Source organism: Glutamicibacter sp. NPDC127525 (assembly GCF_042672105.1).
Classification (GTDB): domain Bacteria; phylum Actinomycetota; class Actinomycetes; order Actinomycetales; family Micrococcaceae; genus Glutamicibacter.
On the sequence record NZ_JBHXVN010000006.1, the window covers coordinates 121,252 to 139,881 of the forward strand.

The 18,630-nt window shown below is 56.9% G+C and carries 14 protein-coding genes and 1 pseudogene; 5 read left to right on the forward strand and 10 right to left on the reverse strand.

The features are described from left to right. Positions 1-159 precede the first annotated feature (159 nt). Positions 160-1,845 carry a formate--tetrahydrofolate ligase gene (locus ACFVHU_RS14740; RefSeq protein WP_388025037.1) on the reverse strand — a complete coding sequence of 562 codons (1,686 nt, stop codon included), beginning with the start codon at positions 1,843-1,845 and terminating at the stop codon, positions 160-162. A gap of 460 nt (positions 1,846-2,305) precedes the next feature. Here ACFVHU_RS14740 and ACFVHU_RS14745 point away from each other — a divergent pair. Next, positions 2,306-2,508 (forward strand): annotated as a pseudogene (locus ACFVHU_RS14745) (transposase); the annotation flags it as partial. 160 nt (positions 2,509-2,668) lie between these two features. Here ACFVHU_RS14745 and ACFVHU_RS14750 read toward each other — a convergent pair. The 5 genes from ACFVHU_RS14750 to ACFVHU_RS14770 all read right to left on the reverse strand — a co-directional run bounded on the left by ACFVHU_RS14750 (position 2,669) and on the right by ACFVHU_RS14770 (position 7,600). Then, positions 2,669-3,235 carry a type II toxin-antitoxin system RelE/ParE family toxin gene (locus ACFVHU_RS14750; RefSeq protein ID WP_208294216.1) on the reverse strand — a complete coding sequence of 189 codons (567 nt, stop codon included), beginning with the start codon at positions 3,233-3,235 and terminating at the stop codon, positions 2,669-2,671. Beyond that, the gene (locus tag ACFVHU_RS14755; protein WP_133833180.1) at positions 3,232-3,540 is read right to left on the reverse strand and encodes a type II toxin-antitoxin system Phd/YefM family antitoxin; all 309 of its coding nucleotides are present in this window, start codon (positions 3,538-3,540) and stop codon (positions 3,232-3,234) included. The genes ACFVHU_RS14750 and ACFVHU_RS14755 overlap by 4 nt, the downstream gene beginning before the upstream one ends. A 116-nt stretch (positions 3,541-3,656) precedes the next feature. Continuing rightward, a complete protein-coding gene (locus ACFVHU_RS14760) occupies positions 3,657-4,196 on the reverse strand; it encodes a hypothetical protein (protein ID WP_133833179.1) in 540 nt (179 codons plus the stop codon). A 13-nt stretch (positions 4,197-4,209) separates the two neighbouring features. Continuing rightward, positions 4,210-5,349, reverse strand: coding sequence for a hypothetical protein (locus tag ACFVHU_RS14765; RefSeq protein ID WP_166650679.1), 1,140 nt, complete (start codon positions 5,347-5,349; stop codon positions 4,210-4,212). A 790-nt stretch (positions 5,350-6,139) separates the two neighbouring features. Beyond that, positions 6,140-7,600 carry an MDR family MFS transporter gene (locus tag ACFVHU_RS14770; RefSeq protein WP_388025040.1) on the reverse strand — a complete coding sequence of 487 codons (1,461 nt, stop codon included), beginning with the start codon at positions 7,598-7,600 and terminating at the stop codon, positions 6,140-6,142. A gap of 147 nt (positions 7,601-7,747) precedes the next feature. On the opposite strand from ACFVHU_RS14770, the gene ACFVHU_RS14775 reads away from it, so the two are divergent. The 3 genes from ACFVHU_RS14775 to ACFVHU_RS14785 all read left to right on the forward strand — a co-directional run bounded on the left by ACFVHU_RS14775 (position 7,748) and on the right by ACFVHU_RS14785 (position 11,634). Beyond that, positions 7,748-8,341, forward strand: coding sequence for a TetR/AcrR family transcriptional regulator (locus tag ACFVHU_RS14775; protein ID WP_105661653.1), 594 nt, complete (start codon positions 7,748-7,750; stop codon positions 8,339-8,341). Between the two features lie 212 nt (positions 8,342-8,553). Further along, positions 8,554-10,776: an NADP-dependent isocitrate dehydrogenase gene (locus tag ACFVHU_RS14780; RefSeq protein ID WP_388025041.1), complete on the forward strand. Its 2,223-nt coding sequence runs from the start codon at positions 8,554-8,556 to the stop codon at positions 10,774-10,776. A 684-nt stretch (positions 10,777-11,460) separates the two neighbouring features. Beyond that, the gene (locus ACFVHU_RS14785; RefSeq protein ID WP_388025043.1) at positions 11,461-11,634 is read left to right on the forward strand and encodes an NADP-dependent isocitrate dehydrogenase; all 174 of its coding nucleotides are present in this window, start codon (positions 11,461-11,463) and stop codon (positions 11,632-11,634) included. A gap of 492 nt (positions 11,635-12,126) precedes the next feature. On the opposite strand, the gene ACFVHU_RS14790 is transcribed toward ACFVHU_RS14785, so the two are convergent. Beyond that, the gene (locus ACFVHU_RS14790) at positions 12,127-13,389 is read right to left on the reverse strand and encodes a hypothetical protein (RefSeq protein WP_388025045.1); all 1,263 of its coding nucleotides are present in this window, start codon (positions 13,387-13,389) and stop codon (positions 12,127-12,129) included. A gap of 159 nt (positions 13,390-13,548) precedes the next feature. Here ACFVHU_RS14790 and ACFVHU_RS14795 point away from each other — a divergent pair, with 159 nt between their 5' ends. Further along, entirely contained in the window at positions 13,549-13,677 is a 129-nt protein-coding gene (locus ACFVHU_RS14795; RefSeq protein WP_388025047.1) for a hypothetical protein, read from the forward strand. 64 nt (positions 13,678-13,741) lie between these two features. Here the strand turns inward: ACFVHU_RS14795 and ACFVHU_RS14800 are convergent, their stop codons facing one another. The 3 genes from ACFVHU_RS14800 to ACFVHU_RS14810 form a co-directional block, all read right to left on the reverse strand. Next, the gene (locus ACFVHU_RS14800; protein ID WP_388025049.1) at positions 13,742-14,095 is read right to left on the reverse strand and encodes a hypothetical protein; all 354 of its coding nucleotides are present in this window, start codon (positions 14,093-14,095) and stop codon (positions 13,742-13,744) included. 439 nt (positions 14,096-14,534) lie between these two features. Further along, positions 14,535-16,409, reverse strand: a complete 1,875-nt coding sequence (locus ACFVHU_RS14805) for a UvrD-helicase domain-containing protein (RefSeq protein WP_388025050.1) — start codon at positions 16,407-16,409, stop codon at positions 14,535-14,537. Next, on the reverse strand, positions 16,406-18,601 hold the full coding sequence (locus tag ACFVHU_RS14810; RefSeq protein ID WP_388025052.1) for an ATP-dependent endonuclease: 2,196 nt from the start codon (positions 18,599-18,601) through the stop codon (positions 16,406-16,408). Before ACFVHU_RS14810 ends, ACFVHU_RS14805 begins: the two co-directional genes overlap by 4 nt. Positions 18,602-18,630 lie beyond the last annotated feature (29 nt).

Sequence of the window (18,630 nt, forward strand, 5' to 3'; positions counted from 1 at the left end):
TTCCCTTCATCCGCGCCTTGCTTGGTTGCCAGCTATCGGGTGCTGGTTCACATAGCCTAGCCGTGAATCGTGGCGAAAAGCGGTGCGATCAGGGAATTACCATGTTCGCCCGCCGTGGAATCCCGGCACGCTGGCGATCCCCGCGGCCTTGCCTGGCCGCTAGGACAGTCCGATGGCGTTGCCGTGCTCGTCGACATCCATGTGCAGGGCCGCTGGCACCCGCGGAAGTCCCGGCATCGTGGTGAGCGCCCCGGTGATGGCCACGATGAATCCGGCACCGGTCTTGGGGATCAGCTCGCGGACCTGCACGGTGAAGCCGCTGGCGGCGCCTAGCAGCTGGGGGTCATCGGAGAAGGAGTACTGGGTTTTGGCGATGCAGACCGGCAGATGCGACCAGCCGTTGTCGTGGATCTGCTGGAGCATCCGCCGGGCCTTGGGGGAGTACTCGACGCCTTCGCCCCCGTAGACGCCCCGCACCAGGGCCAGGATCTTGTCCTCGACCGGCTGCTGCAGCTCGTACAGCGGGGCAAAATTGCCCGGTTCCCCGATGGTCCGCAGTACCATGTCGGCCAGCTCGCCTGCTCCGGAGCCGCCCTGGCCCCAGACATCGGCGATGGCGCAGGCAATGCCCTGCTGTTTTGCCCAGCCGGTGACCGCTTCCAGCTCGGCATCGGTATCCGTAGTGAAGCGGTTGATGCCGATCACTGGCTGGATGCCGAACTTCGAGACGATCGAGGCGTGGCGTTCCAGGTTCGGCAGCCCGGCCCGCACGGCCTCGACGTTTTCTTCCCCCAGCTCATCCTTGGGCACCGAACCATGCATCTTCAGTGCGCGGACGGTGGCGACAATGACCACCGTGTCCGGCGGGCACCCGGCGTAGCGGGCCTTGATGTCCATGAATTTCTCGGCGCCCAGATCGGTGCCGAAGCCGGCTTCGGTCACCACCACGTCGGCCAGTGCGCGGGCGGTGTTGGTGGCGATGGCCGAGTTGCAGCCGTGGGCGATGTTGGCAAAGGGCCCGCCGTGGATGAGCGCGGGAGTGCCCCCGATGCTCTGCACCAGGTTGGGCTTGATGGCTTCCTTGAGCAGCAGCGCCATCGCGCCCGCCGCTCCGAGGTCATCGACCGTGACCGGGGCTTTGGCGTAGGTGTATCCGAAGGTGATCTTGCCCAGCCGGGCGCGCAGGTCCGCCAGCCCGGTGGCCAGGCAGAACACTGCCATGACTTCGGATGCGGCAGTGATTTCGAAACCCGTTTCGCGGGGGACCCCGTTGGAGGAACCGCCAAGGCCGATCACCACGTGGCGCAATGCGCGGTCGTTCATGTCCAGCACCCGCTTGAAGGTGATGGATCGCGGGTCGATGCCCAGCTCGTTGCCCTGCTGCAGGTGGTTGTCGAGCATGGCCATGAGCAGGTTGTTCGCACTGGTGATGGCGTGGAAATCCCCGGTGAAATGCAGATTGATCTCGTCCATGGGCAGCACCTGGGATTGGCCTCCACCGGTGGCTCCGCCCTTCATCCCGAAGCTCGGGCCGACTGAGGGCTCGCGCAACGCGATCATGGTCTTGGTCCCGGTGGCCGCCAGCGCGTCGCCCAGGCCCACCACCATGGTGGATTTGCCTTCCCCTGCCGGTGTCGGGGACATGCCGCTGACCAGGACGACTTTTCCGGGTCGGCTTCCGTTGGCCGGCAGCAGGGCAGGATCAATTTTGGCCTTGTACTTGCCGTAGGGCTCTAGCGCGTCTTCCGGGATTCCGGCCGCTTCGGCAATCTGGGAGATCGGCCTGAGCACTGCCCGCGAGGCAATGGCCAGATCGCTCATATCGGTTTCCGGCACTGCTGCCATGTTGCCTCCCCTATCTGGCTGCCCGGTGACCCGGGGATGAGGAAGACCAAGGCTCCTGGTTTTCCCTGATTGGCCTTCAAGCTATCACCTTGCAGGCGAGGCGAGAAGGCTGCACCGGGCAGAACATGGATCGGTGTCTACCCGAGCCGGGCCTGGCGAAGTGGTAACAATACCTGTTCCACATTTCACGGAGAAGGTGCCCCTCTATTGAAGCCAGCGATTCTCAGCTCCGAAACGGCACAGAACCAGCTGTGAGGCGTCATTGCAAGCAATCTTGATAGGCGTCGGATGGTCAACACGATGAGCGCTTGGTTAGGACGTTTGCCGCGCTCACGTTCCCGGACATAGTGTTTCCGGATTGTCGGATCCAAGCGGAATGATGCAGTGAAGAGTGGTGAAGCGATAACGTGATTCGAGGATCAACTGAAAACCTTACGACTGAGCTGCCATGAACTATTAGAGCACGTTGCTCTCCGGACGAGTCGAAGTAGACGAGAGCCTTTTCGGGGCCCCCGCCCCGGTCGTACAGGACGTGGTGCGTCCGGAAAGACTCTGGTGGCGGGTGCTATTGAGATTTCAGATGATGGGTGGGGCCGAGCCTGACTGGCAATTATCCCTGATGCTTCGTCGGCATCGCTGCGCAAGTTCATCACCGCGAATGTTGATACAACATAGTGAACAGTGCGGGTTTGCGACGAGGCAGCCTGGAATTCGAGTAGTGCGGGCAACGATAATTCATTGCCGATGGGAGAGCATCACCGGAAATCTTCAGACGTTCGGATCCGTGCGGTTGCCGCTGAGCTCGGCGGTGCCGGCGGAAGGTTTAGCTGTCAGCGCTGCGGGACCAATGCTGCATGAGTCTTTGCTGGGCTTGCTGTTCGCTCAATCCTGAAATCTCTTGTGTGGACAGATGAAGTTGTTCTACGAGCGCAGCTTCCATCCACTCGGGCAAGACAGATCCCCGTGCGGGTTCAGGTTGAGCTTCAACGGATTCGTAGAGCCGTCCCATCTGGACAATGACGTCTTTGAGCGATTGAATCTTCGGGTCATCGCCCATGCGTGCGACCCGTGAGGTGAGCTCATCGTAAACCTCGCCATCCGAACGAGCTCCAACAGCCCAGACCTCAGAAATATCAAGAATTGGGCGGCCGGACGCGTCTTCGGTAATGCGCCATACGATTCTCCAGTCGCGATCGCCAACGACTAACTTGCGGAAACCGACTAGCGCACCGAGCAAGGGCTCGCCAGCCTCAGGAGATTTTTCGAGCAGCAGCATCTTCTTGAAAACGGATCGCACGATCTGCGGATCCTTTTTGTGAAGACGATGTAGGTCAGATACTGCGTCTTCAGTTAGCCGGACGATGCACAGGCGGTCTTGAGGCTGATTCACGAATTATCAGACTGGGCTTCTTCGACATTTTCCGCCTCAAGTTCTGCGCGGTTCAAATTGAAGAATTCCATCGCTTGGTCGAGCGTCGTGCGCACGCCGCTATCAGTGGCAAAGCGTGCCATCACCAGCGCAGCATCGCGAAGAGTGTCCCGGTCATGACGCAGCTGAGCGATTTCCTTGGCGGAAACGACTTCGGCCACGACCTTGCCATGGCGCGACAAAGGGGTATCCCGGCCCTCTTCGGCGGCGGCGACAAGCGCAGAGAGCCCCGCGCGTGATGCTTCGGTGATGCTCAAAGTAGTCATATGAAAACTATATAGATTTCTACCTAGATTTTCTAGTTTGCCTTCCGTGCCTCGTTAAAGCAAAAGCTGGGTCGCCACCCTTGGTAGCGACCCAGCTTGAGAGAGCGGAGGATCCGTTAGCTTGAATGCTTCCGTTCAAGGAACTGATGACGCAACGAATTCACGGACTGGAGGGCTTGGCTTTCGTCGGTTCCAATGTTTTCTTCGACCCATGAGTAGTAGCGGTAAGCTTCATCCAGGATTCCCGGAATAAAGTCGTCGGGATCAACAATGTTTGTTTGGCGATTAACAGTGAAAAGTGTAGATCGTCCTTTCACTTCCAGTCGAAGGGGCACTGGCTGGCCAGGAAACAGCCTTTCAGCTGACCCTTTCTCCATGAACTCTTCTACCAGCTCAAGGAGCTCAAACCAGATTCCTGTAACTTCATCCCACAGGTCACCCGAGATCAAATCGATCCCGTAGTAAGACAGAGAAAGAAAACCTTCACTGCCGTAGGGATTTTCTTTGAGTCGATTCCGCCACATCTCGGCAGCCCGTTCGGGTTCCTGAAACATGCTTACCAAGTAGTTTTCGGGATTAGCGACGAAATCCTCGATATCCGTGACCGTGTGCGGAACCAGAATGTATGGTTCGCTATGTACGGCTTGTTCTTTCATCTCACCTTGATTCTTATCGCGGGTAGAATTGGACAACTCGGCCTCTGTCAATGACCATCTTGTACTTCACGTTGTTATAGGTTCCTTCGAGCTGTATTCGCTTGTTGGTTCCACCGCTTTTCAGTTTACTTTGGTTCTGCTTCATGGCGCCATGAACCAGATTTCGTACATCGCTGATTGACATCTTCGGATTGAAAAATGTTTGGCTACTCTTAGAAGAACCATCCCAATATTTTGGATGATGCCGCTGAAGAATATGCTTCATTCCGCTCTTATCAAGTTTGAACGTATGTGAACCCGTTCTGTAAGAAAGGGTCTTGAAGGAAGACAACGCGTTGACAACTCGTGAAGCGGGAGCCTTAGCGTACTTGACGGTTTTGGAGCCTACCTTGATTACGATGCTGGTAACCCTGATAGCGATAATAATTGCTGGGATCCAAAACGGATCAGCTACGACTGGGTATTCATGGTCTTCCCCAATGTCTACTTTTTGGACCAAGTCACCATCGTGAAGCTCATACCAAGTTCTGACTGTTTCGCCACTTGCATCAACTGCCCATGCAGGTTCAAATCGACTGGTCAGGACGGATTCGTTTTCATCGGGGAAAGATTGAAAGACGTCTACTCCGCCATCTTGGGCAATCTCAGCGAATGACCCTTCCGGTAGCCCCAGTTCATACCGGAACTCATGAGGCGCATCGGCATCGTGAATAATTGTCTGTGCACGTATAGCTCCATCGTCATGAGTCTGCAGTGCAAGATCTATTTCATCATCGCTGAATACAGCAGTGCCATCGTCGAGCATTTGCACATCACTTGGCGCACTCTCAATGGGTAGTCCGAAGCTGAACTCTCGTTCCACATTCTCTGCGCCAATTGCAAGCGATTTACCTTCTTCAGTTGCTTGGACGAATACCGCGCCCTCGCCGGTGCCGAACTCCAGAACTTCAGAGTTCAGCGTCGGTTCAACTAAATTGGCTTCAGTTTCTCCCGCTGCCGCTAAAGCATCCGACAGGAGCTCTTGTGTCGTTACTTGGCTCGGCTCGGAGGGGTCCGCGAGGCTGGCTGACGATGCAGCTACAGAGACTGCGCAGGCGATGGCTATCGCCGATAGGAGCCGAGAACGAGTCCGGCGGAACAAAGTGCTATTCATTTTCTTCTTTCCTATGCGCCAGGTGAATACCGGGTGCATGGTTGTGGCATGCCTAGGAATATCCAGCGACTTTGCATTCAAGTCAGATGCAAATGCATCCAGGGCAGCACTCCGGACACGGGATTGTCCGAAAGTCCCTACTCAGCCCAGTATGAGTCGCTATAATAAATAGTAATGGTTTAAACCCGATGCAGTGGGGTTTTTTGTGAGAAGGAGAGAGCTTTCGCTTAAAGGGTGCACTTGCCTACCGGGAAATAGGGCTGTTCGCTGGAAAGTTGGTCTCGGCAGATCCGACAGTTGAGTGAGAATTCAGCTGCTATTGGGATAAATGAGTTGGAAAACGATCAATGACCTGCCGCTGCTCGCTAATGAACGGCGCGGAATCGGGCGGCGTCCGTGGCAGTATGCACCCAGGTGTGCAAAGAATGTGGCCGTCGAGTGTCGGTAGCAGATTATGACGTATGTGGTATCGGGTTCCCTTTCCGGTGCCCAGTAGAAGCGCCTAGGCAACTGTGTGCTTCCCAACATGAATCGCGGACCAGGCGGTTTCCTGGCCAGCCTTGCGTTTGGGGAACTTATGACGTCGTTGTAGCCATGCAACTGCCCAGAACCCAACGGGCAAGGAAGCGGCCTGCAGTCCGAGGTGCCTCCAAGGACAAGTGAAGCCCGAGCGGAGGAATTCCTCCGCTCGGGCTGATCGCAGTCTTATCCGTGCTGCCTGCCGCTCTTCTGGATACCAGCGCCCGCGCGATTTCAGACCTTCCTGGCGTGCTGCGCCGGGGGTAGTGCGTTAGTGATTCGCGTGCGGCTTCTCGCCCTTGATCATGAAGGCGAAGACGATCCCGATCGTGGCCAGCACGGCGCCGACGATGAACGAGATATGCGCGCCAGAGAACAAGGCCTCGGCCAGCTCGGACCCGGCGTCCAGCTGGACCTTTGACAGCAGCGACATCACGGTCACGAAGACCGTGGTGCCGATGGCACCGCCCAGCTGCTGCGCGGTATTGAAGATTGCCGAACCGTGGCCGAACAGGCGCGGATCCACCGAAGCCATCGCCGAGGACATCAGACCGGTCATCAGCAGCGCCAAGCCGATGGAGAAGATGATGTGGCAGAGCATGAACATCCACAATTCGGTCTGCGCGGTCACAGTCGCGTACATCCACTGCCCGGCGGCCAGGAACACGGCGCCGGGGATCAGGACCGGGCGCGGACCGCGCTTGTCGTAGATCCGCCCGAAAATCGGCGAGGCGATGGCCTGTGCCAGTCCGCCGGGAAGCAGCATGATGCCGATCTGCAGCGAGTCGACGCCCTGCCCGGATTCCAGCAGGATCGGCACGATCATCAGCGAACCGAGCAGGGTGCCGAAGGCAATCATGATCATCGCGATCGCGAAGCTGAAGCTGCGCGAGGCAAACGGGGTCAGGTTCAGCAGTTCGCGGCCGCTGGCGGCCAGCTTGACCTGGCGGATGATGAACAGTGCCAGGGCCACCAGGCCGATGGCGAAGCTGGCGATCATCATCGTGGCGTTATCCGCGGCATGCTCGATGCTGGAAATGCCGTACACCAGGAACCCGAAGGCCAAGGCGGATAGCAGGACCGAAGCGGAATCCACCTTGATCTTGCGTGCACTGGAAGGGATCTTGAAGAAGATGGCGCCCAGTACCAGGACCGCCACGGCGATTGGCAGCATCAGGATGAAGATGTAGTGCCAGCCCAAGGCGTGCACGATGACCCCCGAGGCGGTAGGCCCGATAGCCGGGCCGACGCCGATGACGATCGAGTTCAGGCCCATGATGGTGCCGCGCTGGTGGACGGGCACCAGCGTCAAGGTGGTGGTCATCAGCAAGGGCAGGACGATGGCCGTGCCGACGGCCTGGATAACGCGTGCCAGCAGCAAGAAGCCGAAGCTCGGCGCCAGCACCGCGATGACGGTGCCGAGGATGAAGCTGATGATGGCGAAGAAGAACAGCGACCGGTGCGCGAAGCGCTGCAGCAGGAAACCGGTGGTGGGGATGACGACCGACAGGGTCAGCAGGAATCCGGTGGTGAGCCACTGGCCGGTGGACGCCGAAATGCCCATGTCCTGCATGATGCCGGGCAGCGCCACCGTGAGCACGGTTTCGTTCAGGATCATCATGAAAGCGGCCAGGGCCAGCGAGGCGATGATGCCTGTCAGGGTTTTGGCGGAGAGTTGCCCGGCGGGCGCCGCGCCTGGCTTGGCGCTGGTTCTAGGGGGATTTGTAGTCACGAAGTCTTCTTCCTGTGGAGTGTCAACCGCTAAATACTGTCACACTCTGCCACTTTTTCGTAAGCGAATCTGTCAGACTGTGACAGGAAACAATTTTGGTGGACGACGCCTGCGCAGCACAGGCAGTCCGGAGCATCGGAGAGCGCCATGGGGATTCGCGAGGAACGCAAAGAGGCAACGATCCAGTCCATCCGGGCAGCAACCCTGGATCTGGTGGAACTCCATGGCCTGGAATCGGTGACGGTGGGGCAGATCGCTGCCCGGGCCGGCATTTCCGAGCGGACCTTCTTCCGCTACTGCGAATCCAGGGAAGCGGCCATGGTGCCGGCGCAGCATGAATTGATCCAGGCCGTGACCGAATGCCCCATCGCTGACGGCTCCACGAGCGCGCAGATTTTCCGGCTGCTGGCCAACGAATGCCGCCGGATCCTTGTTGCCGAGATCCGCGGCAATGAATACCGCCGCATTTCCCGGTTGATTGCCACGGAGCCGAAGCTGCTATTGGCCATCACCCGGCAAGATCAAGCCTTCTGCGCTGCCACCTCGCAGGAGCTGCGCCGCCGCGGGCTGGTGCCGGCCATGCCCGCCTTGATGATTGGCGAAGCCTTGGCCGCCCTCTGGCGCGTGGCCTGGCAGAGCTTCGGCCAGGCGGAACGCGCCGGGGAGCCTGCAGATCCAGTTGAGCTCTTCGATGAGGCCATGGCGAATCTCGAAGCGCTGGCCGGCGGAAGAGCCGAATAGCGAATAACTCTGTTGAGTTATCGCTGATTAACTTAAATGTGACGAACTGCTTGCAGGTTGTCCAGCCCGGCATTTCGGTGAATAAACGGCGTTGCCGCGCGTATTTCCCGCTGCCGCAAAGTGTGGTGCAGAGCAAAATCAGGTAGATTTGGAACGTTGAGTTCAGGGCGGTAACACCGCTTCCGCACGACGTTCAGGGAGACGCCACACCTATGGCAAAGATTATTTACACCCACACCGACGAAGCGCCTATGCTGGCGACCCACTCGTTCCTGCCAATCGTGGAGGCCTTCGCCTCGACCGCCGGTGTGGAACTTGAGACCCGCGATATCTCGCTGGCTGGTCGCATCATCGCTACCTTCCCGGATTATGTCACCGAAGAGCAGCGCATCGGTGATGCTCTGGCAGAACTTGGCGACCTGGCCAAGACCCCGGATGCAAACATCATCAAGCTGCCGAACATCTCGGCTTCGATTCCGCAGCTGAAGGCTGCCATCGCCGAGCTGCAGGCTGCCGGCTACGCACTGCCTGACTACCCGGATAACCCGACCTCGGATGAAGAGACCGACGTCCGCGCACGCTACGACAAGATCAAGGGTTCGGCTGTGAACCCGGTCCTGCGCGAGGGCAACTCGGACCGCCGTGCACCACTGAGCGTGAAGAACTACGCTCGCAAGTACCCGCACTCCATGGGCGAGTGGGCCGCTGATTCGAAGACCAACGTGGCCACCATGGGCGTTGACGACTTCGCGGCCAACGAGAAGTCCGTAGTCATCGACGCGGACAAGAAGATCTCGATCCGCTTCGTCGGCGAAGACGGCGAAGTCAAGGTCCTGAAGAAGCCTTTCGACGTGCTGGCCGGCGAAGTCATCGACGGCACCGTCATGCACGCCGCGGCCCTGTCCGAGTTCCTGAAGAACTCCGTGGCCCGCGCCAAGGAAGAGGGCGTGCTGTTCTCGGCGCACCTGAAGGCCACCATGATGAAGGTCTCCGACCCGATCATCTTCGGCCACGTGGTGAAGGCCTACTTCTCCGAGCTGTTCGAAACCTACGGCGACGAGCTGGCAGCAGCCGGCCTGAACCCGAACAACGGCCTGGCAGCCATCCTCGGCGGCCTGGACGAGCTGTCCGACGAGGTGCGCGCCGGCGTCGAGAAGCTGATCGCCAAGGGCCTGGAAGAAGGCCCGGCAGTTGCCATGGTCGATTCCGACAAGGGCATCACCAACCTGCACGTTCCATCGGACGTGATTGTCGACGCTTCGATGCCGGCCATGATCCGCCTGGGCGGCAAGATGTGGGATGCCAAGGGCAACACCGCAGACACCCTGGCTGTGCTCCCGGATTCCTCCTACGCAGGCATCTACCAGGTCGCCATCGACGACTGCCGTGCCAACGGCGCGTTCGACCCGACCACCATGGGCACCGTGCCGAACGTCGGCCTGATGGCGCAGAAGGCCGAGGAGTACGGCTCGCACGACAAGACCTTCGAAATCGCTGGCAACGGCCACGTGCAGATCGTCGACGAGAATGATGCAGTGCTCATCGAGCACCAGGTCTTCGCTGGCGACATCTGGCGCGCCTGCCAGACCAAGGATGTAGCCATCCGCGACTGGGTGAAGCTGGCAGTGAACCGTGCCCGCGCCTCCCAGACCCCGGCTGTCTTCTGGCTCGATGAGAACCGCGCCCATGACGCAGTGCTGATCGCCAAGGTCAACGAGTACCTCAAGGAGCACGACACCGAGGGCCTGACCATCGAGATCCTGTCCCCGGTCGAAGCGACCCAGTACTCGATCGACCGCATCCGCAAGGGCGAGGACACCATCTCGGTGACCGGCAACGTGCTGCGCGACTACCTGACCGACCTGTTCCCGATCCTGGAACTGGGCACTTCGGCCAAGATGCTCTCGATCGTTCCGCTGCTGGCTGGCGGTGGCCTGTTCGAGACCGGTGCCGGCGGCTCGGCTCCGAAGCACGTGCAGCAGCTGGTGAACGAGAACCACCTGCGCTGGGATTCGCTGGGCGAGTTCATGGCACTGGGCGCTTCCTTCGAGCACCTGGCAGTGACCACCGGCAACGCCCGCGCCCAGGTGCTGGCCGATACCCTCGACGCTGCAACCGGCACCTTCCTGTTGGAAGACAAGTCGCCTAAGCGCAAGGTGGGCGAGCTGGATAACCGCGGCAGCCACTTCTACCTGGCCAAGTTCTGGGCTGAAGAGCTGTCAAAGCAGGACAAGGACGCAGAACTGGCCGAGGCCTTCTCCGCAGTTGCCAAGGCACTGGGCGAGAATGAAGAAGCCATCGTTGCCGAGCTGGCCGAGGTGCAGGGCAAGGCTGTCGAGCTGGGTGGCTACTACCGCCCAGACGAAGCCAAGACCGCAGCGGCCATGCGCCCAAGCGCAACCCTGAACAAGGCTCTTGAACTGCTGACCAAGTAGTCCCTGCAGCCAATCAGCTGGCCCCAATCCTCGTTGAGGATTGGGGCCAGCTGCTTTAACGCGCGATGAAGCCTCGGCCGTCAGTTCCTCGCTGGTTGTTCCACTAGCGCGGCAGCAACTTGCGATTTCCCGGTGATTCCTGAATTCCCTGGAGCTGACAGTGGACAGGTTAATTCCGTTATCAGGAAATTGCCCGGGCCATTAAGGCGAGGGGAGTAATTGCATGAATTCTGGCGGCAGGCCCGTATCCATAGGGCAAGTCGGAGGCAATGCGAGCTGGTTACCAACCGGCAAGTAGCAGTCGCTGGTACGGCAGTCAAGAATTCTAATGTAAATCGTACATTGCTTCCGTGTAAAAAGTTTCTAATATTCTCTAAATTTGCTCTTGTCAGAACTATGTTGAGTTAGTGTTATACGTGTCGGAACGAGTCACTCGTACCAACACGAAACATAGATAAGACGAAAATGAATGAGGTAATTTGATGTTGAGCGAACTTCTTGCAGCCTTGGTAGAACTTATCCGCAGCCTGGGTCTCTAAGCTTCAGACCTCGGTCATTGAATCGATGCCATTGATCGCCACTCGTGAAAATGAGTGGCGATCAATGAATTTAACACGGCAAATCAATGCCTTGCTTGAACGGATATGCCGGATCGGGAGTTCGACTTGCGGGGAGTATTCCTCAATGAATCCTTTTGGCAAAAGAATCCATTATTCAATATGTTTCGCGCTGCGCGACTACCTGGCAGACCTGCTCCCGATCGTGGAACTGGCCACCTCGGCCAAGATCCTGTCGATCGACCTGCTGCTGGCTCGCGTCGGCCTGTTCGAGACCGGCGCTGGCTACCAGGCGAAGTAATACGGCCGGTCCATGGAAACCGAAGTCCGCGATATCCTCACCAGGGCGGCTCGTCAGCCGCATATCGGCATGGCGTTGCTGACTGCGGTTCACGAGGTTGGCACTGTATAGGAGCTGCCGGTTCCAGTGGGTGATGACATTGCACGGTCGCTCGGTTGCGGGTAATCGTCGTCGACATAGAAGCCATCTCAGAGAACTTCTGGCCCCGCCGGAGGCGCGCGATATCGACCGGCTCGCGTCGCTCACGGGGGACGTTGTAATCACTTCAGGGACACTCGCCGAGCAGCTCTCTGGTGTGCGCAGGCTGCCGGATGGAGCCGTAAGATGGCGCTGGCGAGGAGCATTGAAGCAGTGCTCGGACAGTACCGGGGAATTTGTTCGGTGCTGCCTTTAGATGAGGCGGGGCGCAGTACTACGCGGACGTCCTGGAGGCGTACGAGGCCGCCGGATCGCCTGCTAGCTGCACCTAGGGCGCAGACTGTTCTCCATGATTCACCGCGGGCTTGCGCCACTCTTCGTAGTTTGATGCTCGTTGTTCTGTTCGGGAAGCGCGAGCGACACCAGAGCCTGCATGCGGCGTTGCGCAATACGGATTTCTTGCCGACGCCTAGTCCGCTCGTTAGCCAATATTGCATAGCGGAGAATATGTGCGGGAGAGCATAACCTGACGTAGGCCGATCTGAGCCTCGGCGACCGGGGATAGCGAGTCAATGCCAGAGGCAGCACCAGCAAGCAGCTGCAGAGCGACGAGGCGGCAAGGGCCGCAATGATCATTGCCGTCGTCATTTCGGTCCCCGCGTATTCATCACTCCCCAATAATGCGACAGTGAGGATCACCAGGAACGCAATGCTTGCGCCCAGAGGCACTAGCATCACTACCGCAGCCAGCCCAGAGCGATTCTGCGGCAACAACAACAGGACGCCGAAGGCGCAGGCAAGCAGCACCAGCAGCAAGAGCATGCTCCAGAGATCAACTATGGTCTCGACATAGCGGGCCTGGTCTGCGCCCAACACGTTTCGTGGAGTGGCAAACATAGTCACGGCAAACCCAATCAGCAGCAGGAGCGCGACCGCCTGTGATAGCACCAGCTTGGGCACCCGAATCGAGTCTCGCGGAGTGAAGTACCATCGGCGAAATGACACTTCAGTCGCACGAAGGTGCTTGGAGAGGAGCTCCGGAAGCTGATCTTGGACCGCCGAAAGTTGCTCGCTTGCTGATAGGCGGAAAGTTGATGCGACGTAGGCAAGTGTCTGCGAAAGGCACACAATGATCAAAGCGTCGGTCGCGTCTTCGGGCCCCGAAGAGCTCTTGGCCAGGAACGCGGCAACGTAGAGCAGCCCAAACATGGCTGACAGGCTCCCGCAGATCGCGGTGGAGAGGTACAGACGTTCACGTCTGCGAGTCTCTTCCCGCGCATCATGCGCGGAGTCTGCCAACGAGCGCGTGCTCAGCGCCAACGCAACTATCAATGTTGCCAAGATCGCCAACGCGGCAAGGACTGTGTCTTTCCGGATCTGCACAGCGTCGAGAACCATTGCCGGAGTGGTCTCGGCCGATTCCAAGCGAACCAGGGACCCCATGGCGAACGAAAGTATCACGAACGCCCCACATAAGATGCCGCCCAGGATCTGGATGTAGGTCCATTCGCGCAGTTGATTGGACAGTACTTTCTCGGGTTCCTGATCCCACAAGTTTGGCGCTCGGCGTTTCCTTGCCGAGCGGCGATATCCATGAAATTGAACTCTGCCATTCATGGACCTGATTTTGCCATGCGCCACGGACAAAATGGCCGGCAGACTAGAGACCCCGGCCGGCCTCCCACAAGTTGCCGGCGGTGCCGGTCAGCAAAGCGTTGAATTGCTTCCGCATTCGCCGAGGTCGCGAAGGCGCAGGACTGGAACGAGCAGGCCATCGTGGCTCGCCGAGGTCCAGACATAAGCGTCGACCTGGCTGGCTACTGCCGTCCGGACGAGGCTAAGACCTCGACCCTGATGCACCCGAACGTCAAGCTGAACAGGGCTCTGGAACTGCTGACCAAGTAGGTCGCAGCGTTGAACAGGCAGGCGTCGCCCAAAAATGGCGTCACCTGCCTGTTATAAGGGTTCTTCAACGGTCCGCGGGCGTTTCCGCCAGGACAGTTGGGAAGTTCGTGATGACCCCGGGGTCGGTGCGTTCGGCGGCCCGCGCAAGCAGCGCCGCCACGATCTGTCGGTCCCGCGCCGGATCACGCATGATCTTGCCCTTCTTATGGCAGAAGTCGCGGTAGACGATGACCAGCAGCGTCACCCCGTGCTGCGGAATCATCGCCGCCTTGCGGGCATCGTAGAGCGTGCGCTGTGGTCCGCGCAGCATGCCGGTGGAAGTTAACTTGTTGTCGAAGAACGGGACGGCTTCCGAATGCTGCCGCTCGTGGTACTCCACCACCAGGCCCAGCTCTTCGAAATAGCCATCAACCGGCAACGCCTTGCGTTTGCCGTTCTTCAGAGACGGATCGCCGCGCAGCCAGTCAAAGGTCTATTGTCCGGAACTGGGAGGCACTACTGACTCAGGTCGATAGCACGAGGGTGACGTCAAGCAGAGTTTGTCGCCTCAACCCAGTTTCGAGCCCGCTGCATTATTTATGCAGTTCTCTTTCCCAATTTCACCCGACCACTTCGAGCATTCTGAGGGGAAACCACGCGTATGCGGCGGTTCTTGCTGTGGAATGAAGTCCGTACCCGCAGCACAAAATCGAAAGTACGCCTCAAGTATTTTCCGTCGTACTAGCTGCCCGGTAGTTCCGCGCAACAGTGGACAGCAGAGAATCTGAAAAGGGCATGGGCAAGTTGTTGGCTGAAAGCCAATCGCAAGTCATCGTTGTGGCAAACCACTATCGGCCTCTGCTGCTATTTTGCGGAGGCTAGAGATCAGCCAGCGTTAGAATTGGGGCTGAACCGGTCAGGCCTGAGTCGTGCAGCATCTGTTTGGCTCTTTCTGCATCCTCGGTGAACATTACGACTGCTAGAGATTTTTCGGCGCGTGAAACGCAAACATAGAACAAGCGACGCGTACGATCGACGACCGAAGTCGATCCTTCGGCTTGATTCTGGAGATCCGTGTTTGATAGCTCTTTAAGTCCGAGATACTTCTCGTACGAGTAGAGATTGTATGGTCGTCCTTCTTCGTCATCTATGACAACGATGACTTTGTCGAATTCCGAACCTTTTGTGCCGTGCTGAGTCGAATAAGGTGAGCTGAGCTCGACATATTTGCGGTAGTTTCGGACCTCGCTGATCCTGCACTTCACCATGTCGGAAAGGACCGAACAAGTCGAATCAGATATCTCCACATCGATATGATCGTCGTCTGGATTCAAAAAAACAGCGAGGCGAGGGTCGGGTTTGAGTAAACCTTCAGAGGCTGCCAAAGTCAGAGCAGTTCCAATCGAGCCTGCGGCGTCTTCCTTAGCAATTTGTCGTAGTTGGCGAGCAGCATCCTGCCCCTTTGCGAGTGCTGCCTTTACCGAAGACGGAGGTAGGTCCTCAGCTAGTAACACGCCATGTTTGCGGATCGCGTCAATAGCTTTACCTTCATCGCCAGATTCCGCGTCGATGATTGGTAGTACTACCTGATCGAAAGCACGGAGCGGCCATGCTTTTCCCTCGGTAAAGTCTTCGCCAAGATTCGATTTATTGTCGTTGAATGCTGCATACAGGTTCTCGAAGCCAAGCCGACGTGCAGCCATCCGATGCATGATTGTCAGAATCTTCGTCTCGTCGTCCGGATTGCTTTGTGTCCAACACGCACCGGCCCCATTGTTGTCGAGCCATTCACGCGCACGTTCGAGATTGATTGTTCGGTCGGCGTCTGCAGGAAGGACGAAGAAGAACACTTCTCCTTCGTCCTGTTTTTCTTGCGATCGCCCAGGTGTCTGCACGAGTGAATCGCCGTCTGCGCGGACAGCATTCACAATTTCGAGTACTCGATTCGAACTCCGGAAGTTTTCTGGTTTTGGGACCTGAATCCACCCTTCTTCCAGCTCGATTGCACCCGCTCCTCGCTGATAAATCTGTTGCATCGGATCACCGAAGAAACCAAGGCTGACCGTGCCGTCTGATGATGAGTGAATATGCTTCAGACACTCCACGACGTTAGGAAAGGTGTCCTGGCTTTCGTCAACGAAGATGAATGGGAACTTCCTAGATGCAATCTTGGTTAGAAGAGGTCGAGTCATGAGGAGTTCGGGTACCAGGGCCACCACGTCTTCGTGACCAAGTATCCCGTTGCCGTAGTCGCTACCAGTGCTATAAACGAATCGAGAAACCTTAAAGACGCTTGCACGCTGAGACCGATACTTCGATAGCGTGGCGGCATCCTTCTCCTTCGTCTTGGCCTGAACTCGCGGCCCGTAATTCGCGATCTTCACTTCAAGATCGTTTATTTTACTCTCGATATGCGCAGTGACCCACTGCTTGATGTCCGTTTGAAATGGTTTGACCAAAGTCCAGAGAAAGCTATGGATGGTAGAGACCATCACTAAGGGATCGTTGCCGACGTCGGTGTGAATTTCGCGCGCGGCTACATCGGTGTAAGTGATACAAGCCACTTGTTGTGTTCGAGCCCTGAGCTCATGTCCTTGCTTGGCCACTACATGGGCAAGAGCTTTCACGAGCGACGTCGTTTTCCCTGAGCCCGCGCCCGCGACGACGACAAATGCTGGTCGCACTTCTTGATCTAAAGCCGCACGGATAGCCTCGTCAGCGTCAGTGTCAGGTTTGTCCACACGGGAGGTCATTCGCCAACCTCCGTTGTATTCGGCAGTTCTAGCAGATTCATCTTCGGGACGAGGCGTCGATGGAGCCAAAGTAGTCCGTCAACTATGTAAGTCGGAGAAGTCCATGCTTGATCACTTCTGGCAATTAGTTCTAGCGCAAACCTTGTTTTGTCAAAAGCCTTCGAATTCACCTTCTTGAAAATCTTTTCGTGAATCGCGCTGAGATCGAGGTCTTCCGATTTGCGGATTTTGAGACCGAGATCCGTCTGATCGGAATGTTGCGACCACTCAAGGTTCTGTAACGCGAATGCTTCTTCGAGCGTTCGACCTGCGAGCGGCTCCTCGACATTGTTCCATGATGTTAGTTGACGAGTTTGATAGGCGACGCGCACGCAATCGTCGTCTGGGACTTTTGCAGAATCTGGGAGATCAAGAAGTTCAGAAACTACGGTGACTTTTGGCAACCATTGCCTCAGTGTCTCATTACTGGTTATGGCACCCTCGAAGGTCGTGATGCATGATTTTCCAGGTTGTTGCGTCGATGGAATCTCATCCGCATTTTCAACGTTTTCATCATCTTCAGCCTTGGTCTTGCCTGGCGTTCTTGGCGCAGTGCTGTCGATGTCGGTGATTACCAAAGTCGGTATCTCAAGAAAAGCGACTAGCTTTTCAAACTTATGAGCAAAGGCTCCTCCAACTTCGAGGATGGTGAGATGGCATCTCCGTAGGTCTTTTACATCCTTCTCAATAATGAGCGGTAATAGTAGTCTTTCGACGTTTCCCTCGACGAGTACGACGCCGTCTGAAAAGAAAAGATCACAATGTGTCAATTTCAGATACCGCTGAAGGAAATTTCGCGTTGGCTCTTCCTCGGTGTCATAGAACGTCGACAGATCCTTCACTTCAGTACGGAGCGCAGACGCGCCCTTCGACTTGCGAGAGAAGTATCTAATCGGCTTGAAACCGCTTTCGTAGAGAACGTGTGAAGAATGCGTTGTAATAACCAGTTGTGAATGGAACGCCTGGTGATCGCTTTTGACGAGATCAAAGATTTGATTCACGAACACTTGCTGTAATTGAGCGTGCAAGTGTGCTTCCGGTTCTTCAATCATGATCAGGTGCACTGGTGGCCGTTGTGCTTCATCATCAATCCACCGTTGGTGAAAATCAAGGATCTCCACAACCATGTATATGAGGTTTTTCAATCCGAGTCCGTTGTACTGGTCAGGCAACGTCATTGCTGATGGTTCCCCCGGAGTACCATCAGCGGTCGGTAGCGCATAATGAACCCGTGCATTCGAACTCAAAATACTTTGTGCATCGAGGGTCGCTTTGACGATCAGATCAGGATTCGCGAGACCGGGGTAGCCCAACCTCTTAAGGCTCTCAAGCGTAGGTTTGAAAACTTCGGCAAAGTGCGTGTTGAGTGACTGCTCAGAATTGGCGATTGCATTCACCGTCGTCAGGTCGAGCTCGTGCTTCTCGAGGTTTCGCTCGTAGAAGCGACTAAGTCGGGTTGACAGATCCTCGTGGCGACCAGGTCCACTCGAATCAGAAAGATGGCGTTGCGCATCAAGAAAGTCCACGCGGATTAACGAACTGACTAGTCCTTCGCCGTCTTTTGCGGACTCGATGCGGAATGGCCGATAGTCCCCGGCAGGCACACCATCCGAGTCGCACTTCGCGGCATCGAGAACGGAGTACTTGATTTCGTATTCCTGAGTCAGAGTTCGCTGAAGGTAGTCAGTTAGATCTGTCGGCCACATCGACTTGGCGTTTTTGTCCCCACCGTCATCATTAATCACCTGTGACTCAACATAGTTTGCGAGCAACCGGGCTGGATCTCGTGGTTGGTAAGACAAGCGTATGCCAACGGGCTTACCATTCCAGTCGAGACTAGGCAGAATTCCCAATACGCGATGGAGGTTTAGATCATCAACTTCGAACCATAGATCGAGTACTATATGTGGCAAGTCGTCGGCAGCATCTGCGGAGTTAGGGTCAATGGCGTTTAATGCGTTCCAGCAATCCGCGCTAAAGTCGAAGACTCGAAATTTATGCTTGCTGGGATTTAAGAACAAGCGAAATATTTGGGTCGCTGAAGTCTTCCCGCTGTTGTTTGCTCCAACAAAAATGGACTCTGTTTCTTCTAGATCCACTCGGACGCTTTTCAGACGTCGAAAGTTTTCGACTCTAAATGTCTTCAAAAACAAACTGCACCTCGACTCTGTGTGTCTCTGAT

Bases quoted from the DNA above. Each gene is read 5' to 3' on its own strand.
- ACFVHU_RS14790 (WP_388025045.1), bottom strand. From the start codon at position 13,389: ATGAATGGCAGAGTTCAATTTCATGGATATCGCCGCTCGGCAAGGAAA.
- ACFVHU_RS14755 (WP_133833180.1), bottom strand. From the start codon at position 3,540: ATGACTACTTTGAGCATCACCGAAGCATCACGCGCGGGGCTCTCTGCG.
- ACFVHU_RS14780 (WP_388025041.1), top strand. From the start codon at position 8,554: ATGGCAAAGATTATTTACACCCACACCGACGAAGCGCCTATGCTGGCG.
- ACFVHU_RS14785 (WP_388025043.1), top strand. From the start codon at position 11,461: ATGAATCCTTTTGGCAAAAGAATCCATTATTCAATATGTTTCGCGCTG.
- ACFVHU_RS14805 (WP_388025050.1), bottom strand. From the start codon at position 16,409: ATGACCTCCCGTGTGGACAAACCTGACACTGACGCTGACGAGGCTATC.
- ACFVHU_RS14775 (WP_105661653.1), top strand. From the start codon at position 7,748: ATGGGGATTCGCGAGGAACGCAAAGAGGCAACGATCCAGTCCATCCGG.
- ACFVHU_RS14765 (WP_166650679.1), bottom strand. From the start codon at position 5,349: ATGAATAGCACTTTGTTCCGCCGGACTCGTTCTCGGCTCCTATCGGCG.
- ACFVHU_RS14740 (WP_388025037.1), bottom strand. From the start codon at position 1,845: ATGGCAGCAGTGCCGGAAACCGATATGAGCGATCTGGCCATTGCCTCG.
- ACFVHU_RS14760 (WP_133833179.1), bottom strand. From the start codon at position 4,196: ATGAAAGAACAAGCCGTACATAGCGAACCATACATTCTGGTTCCGCAC.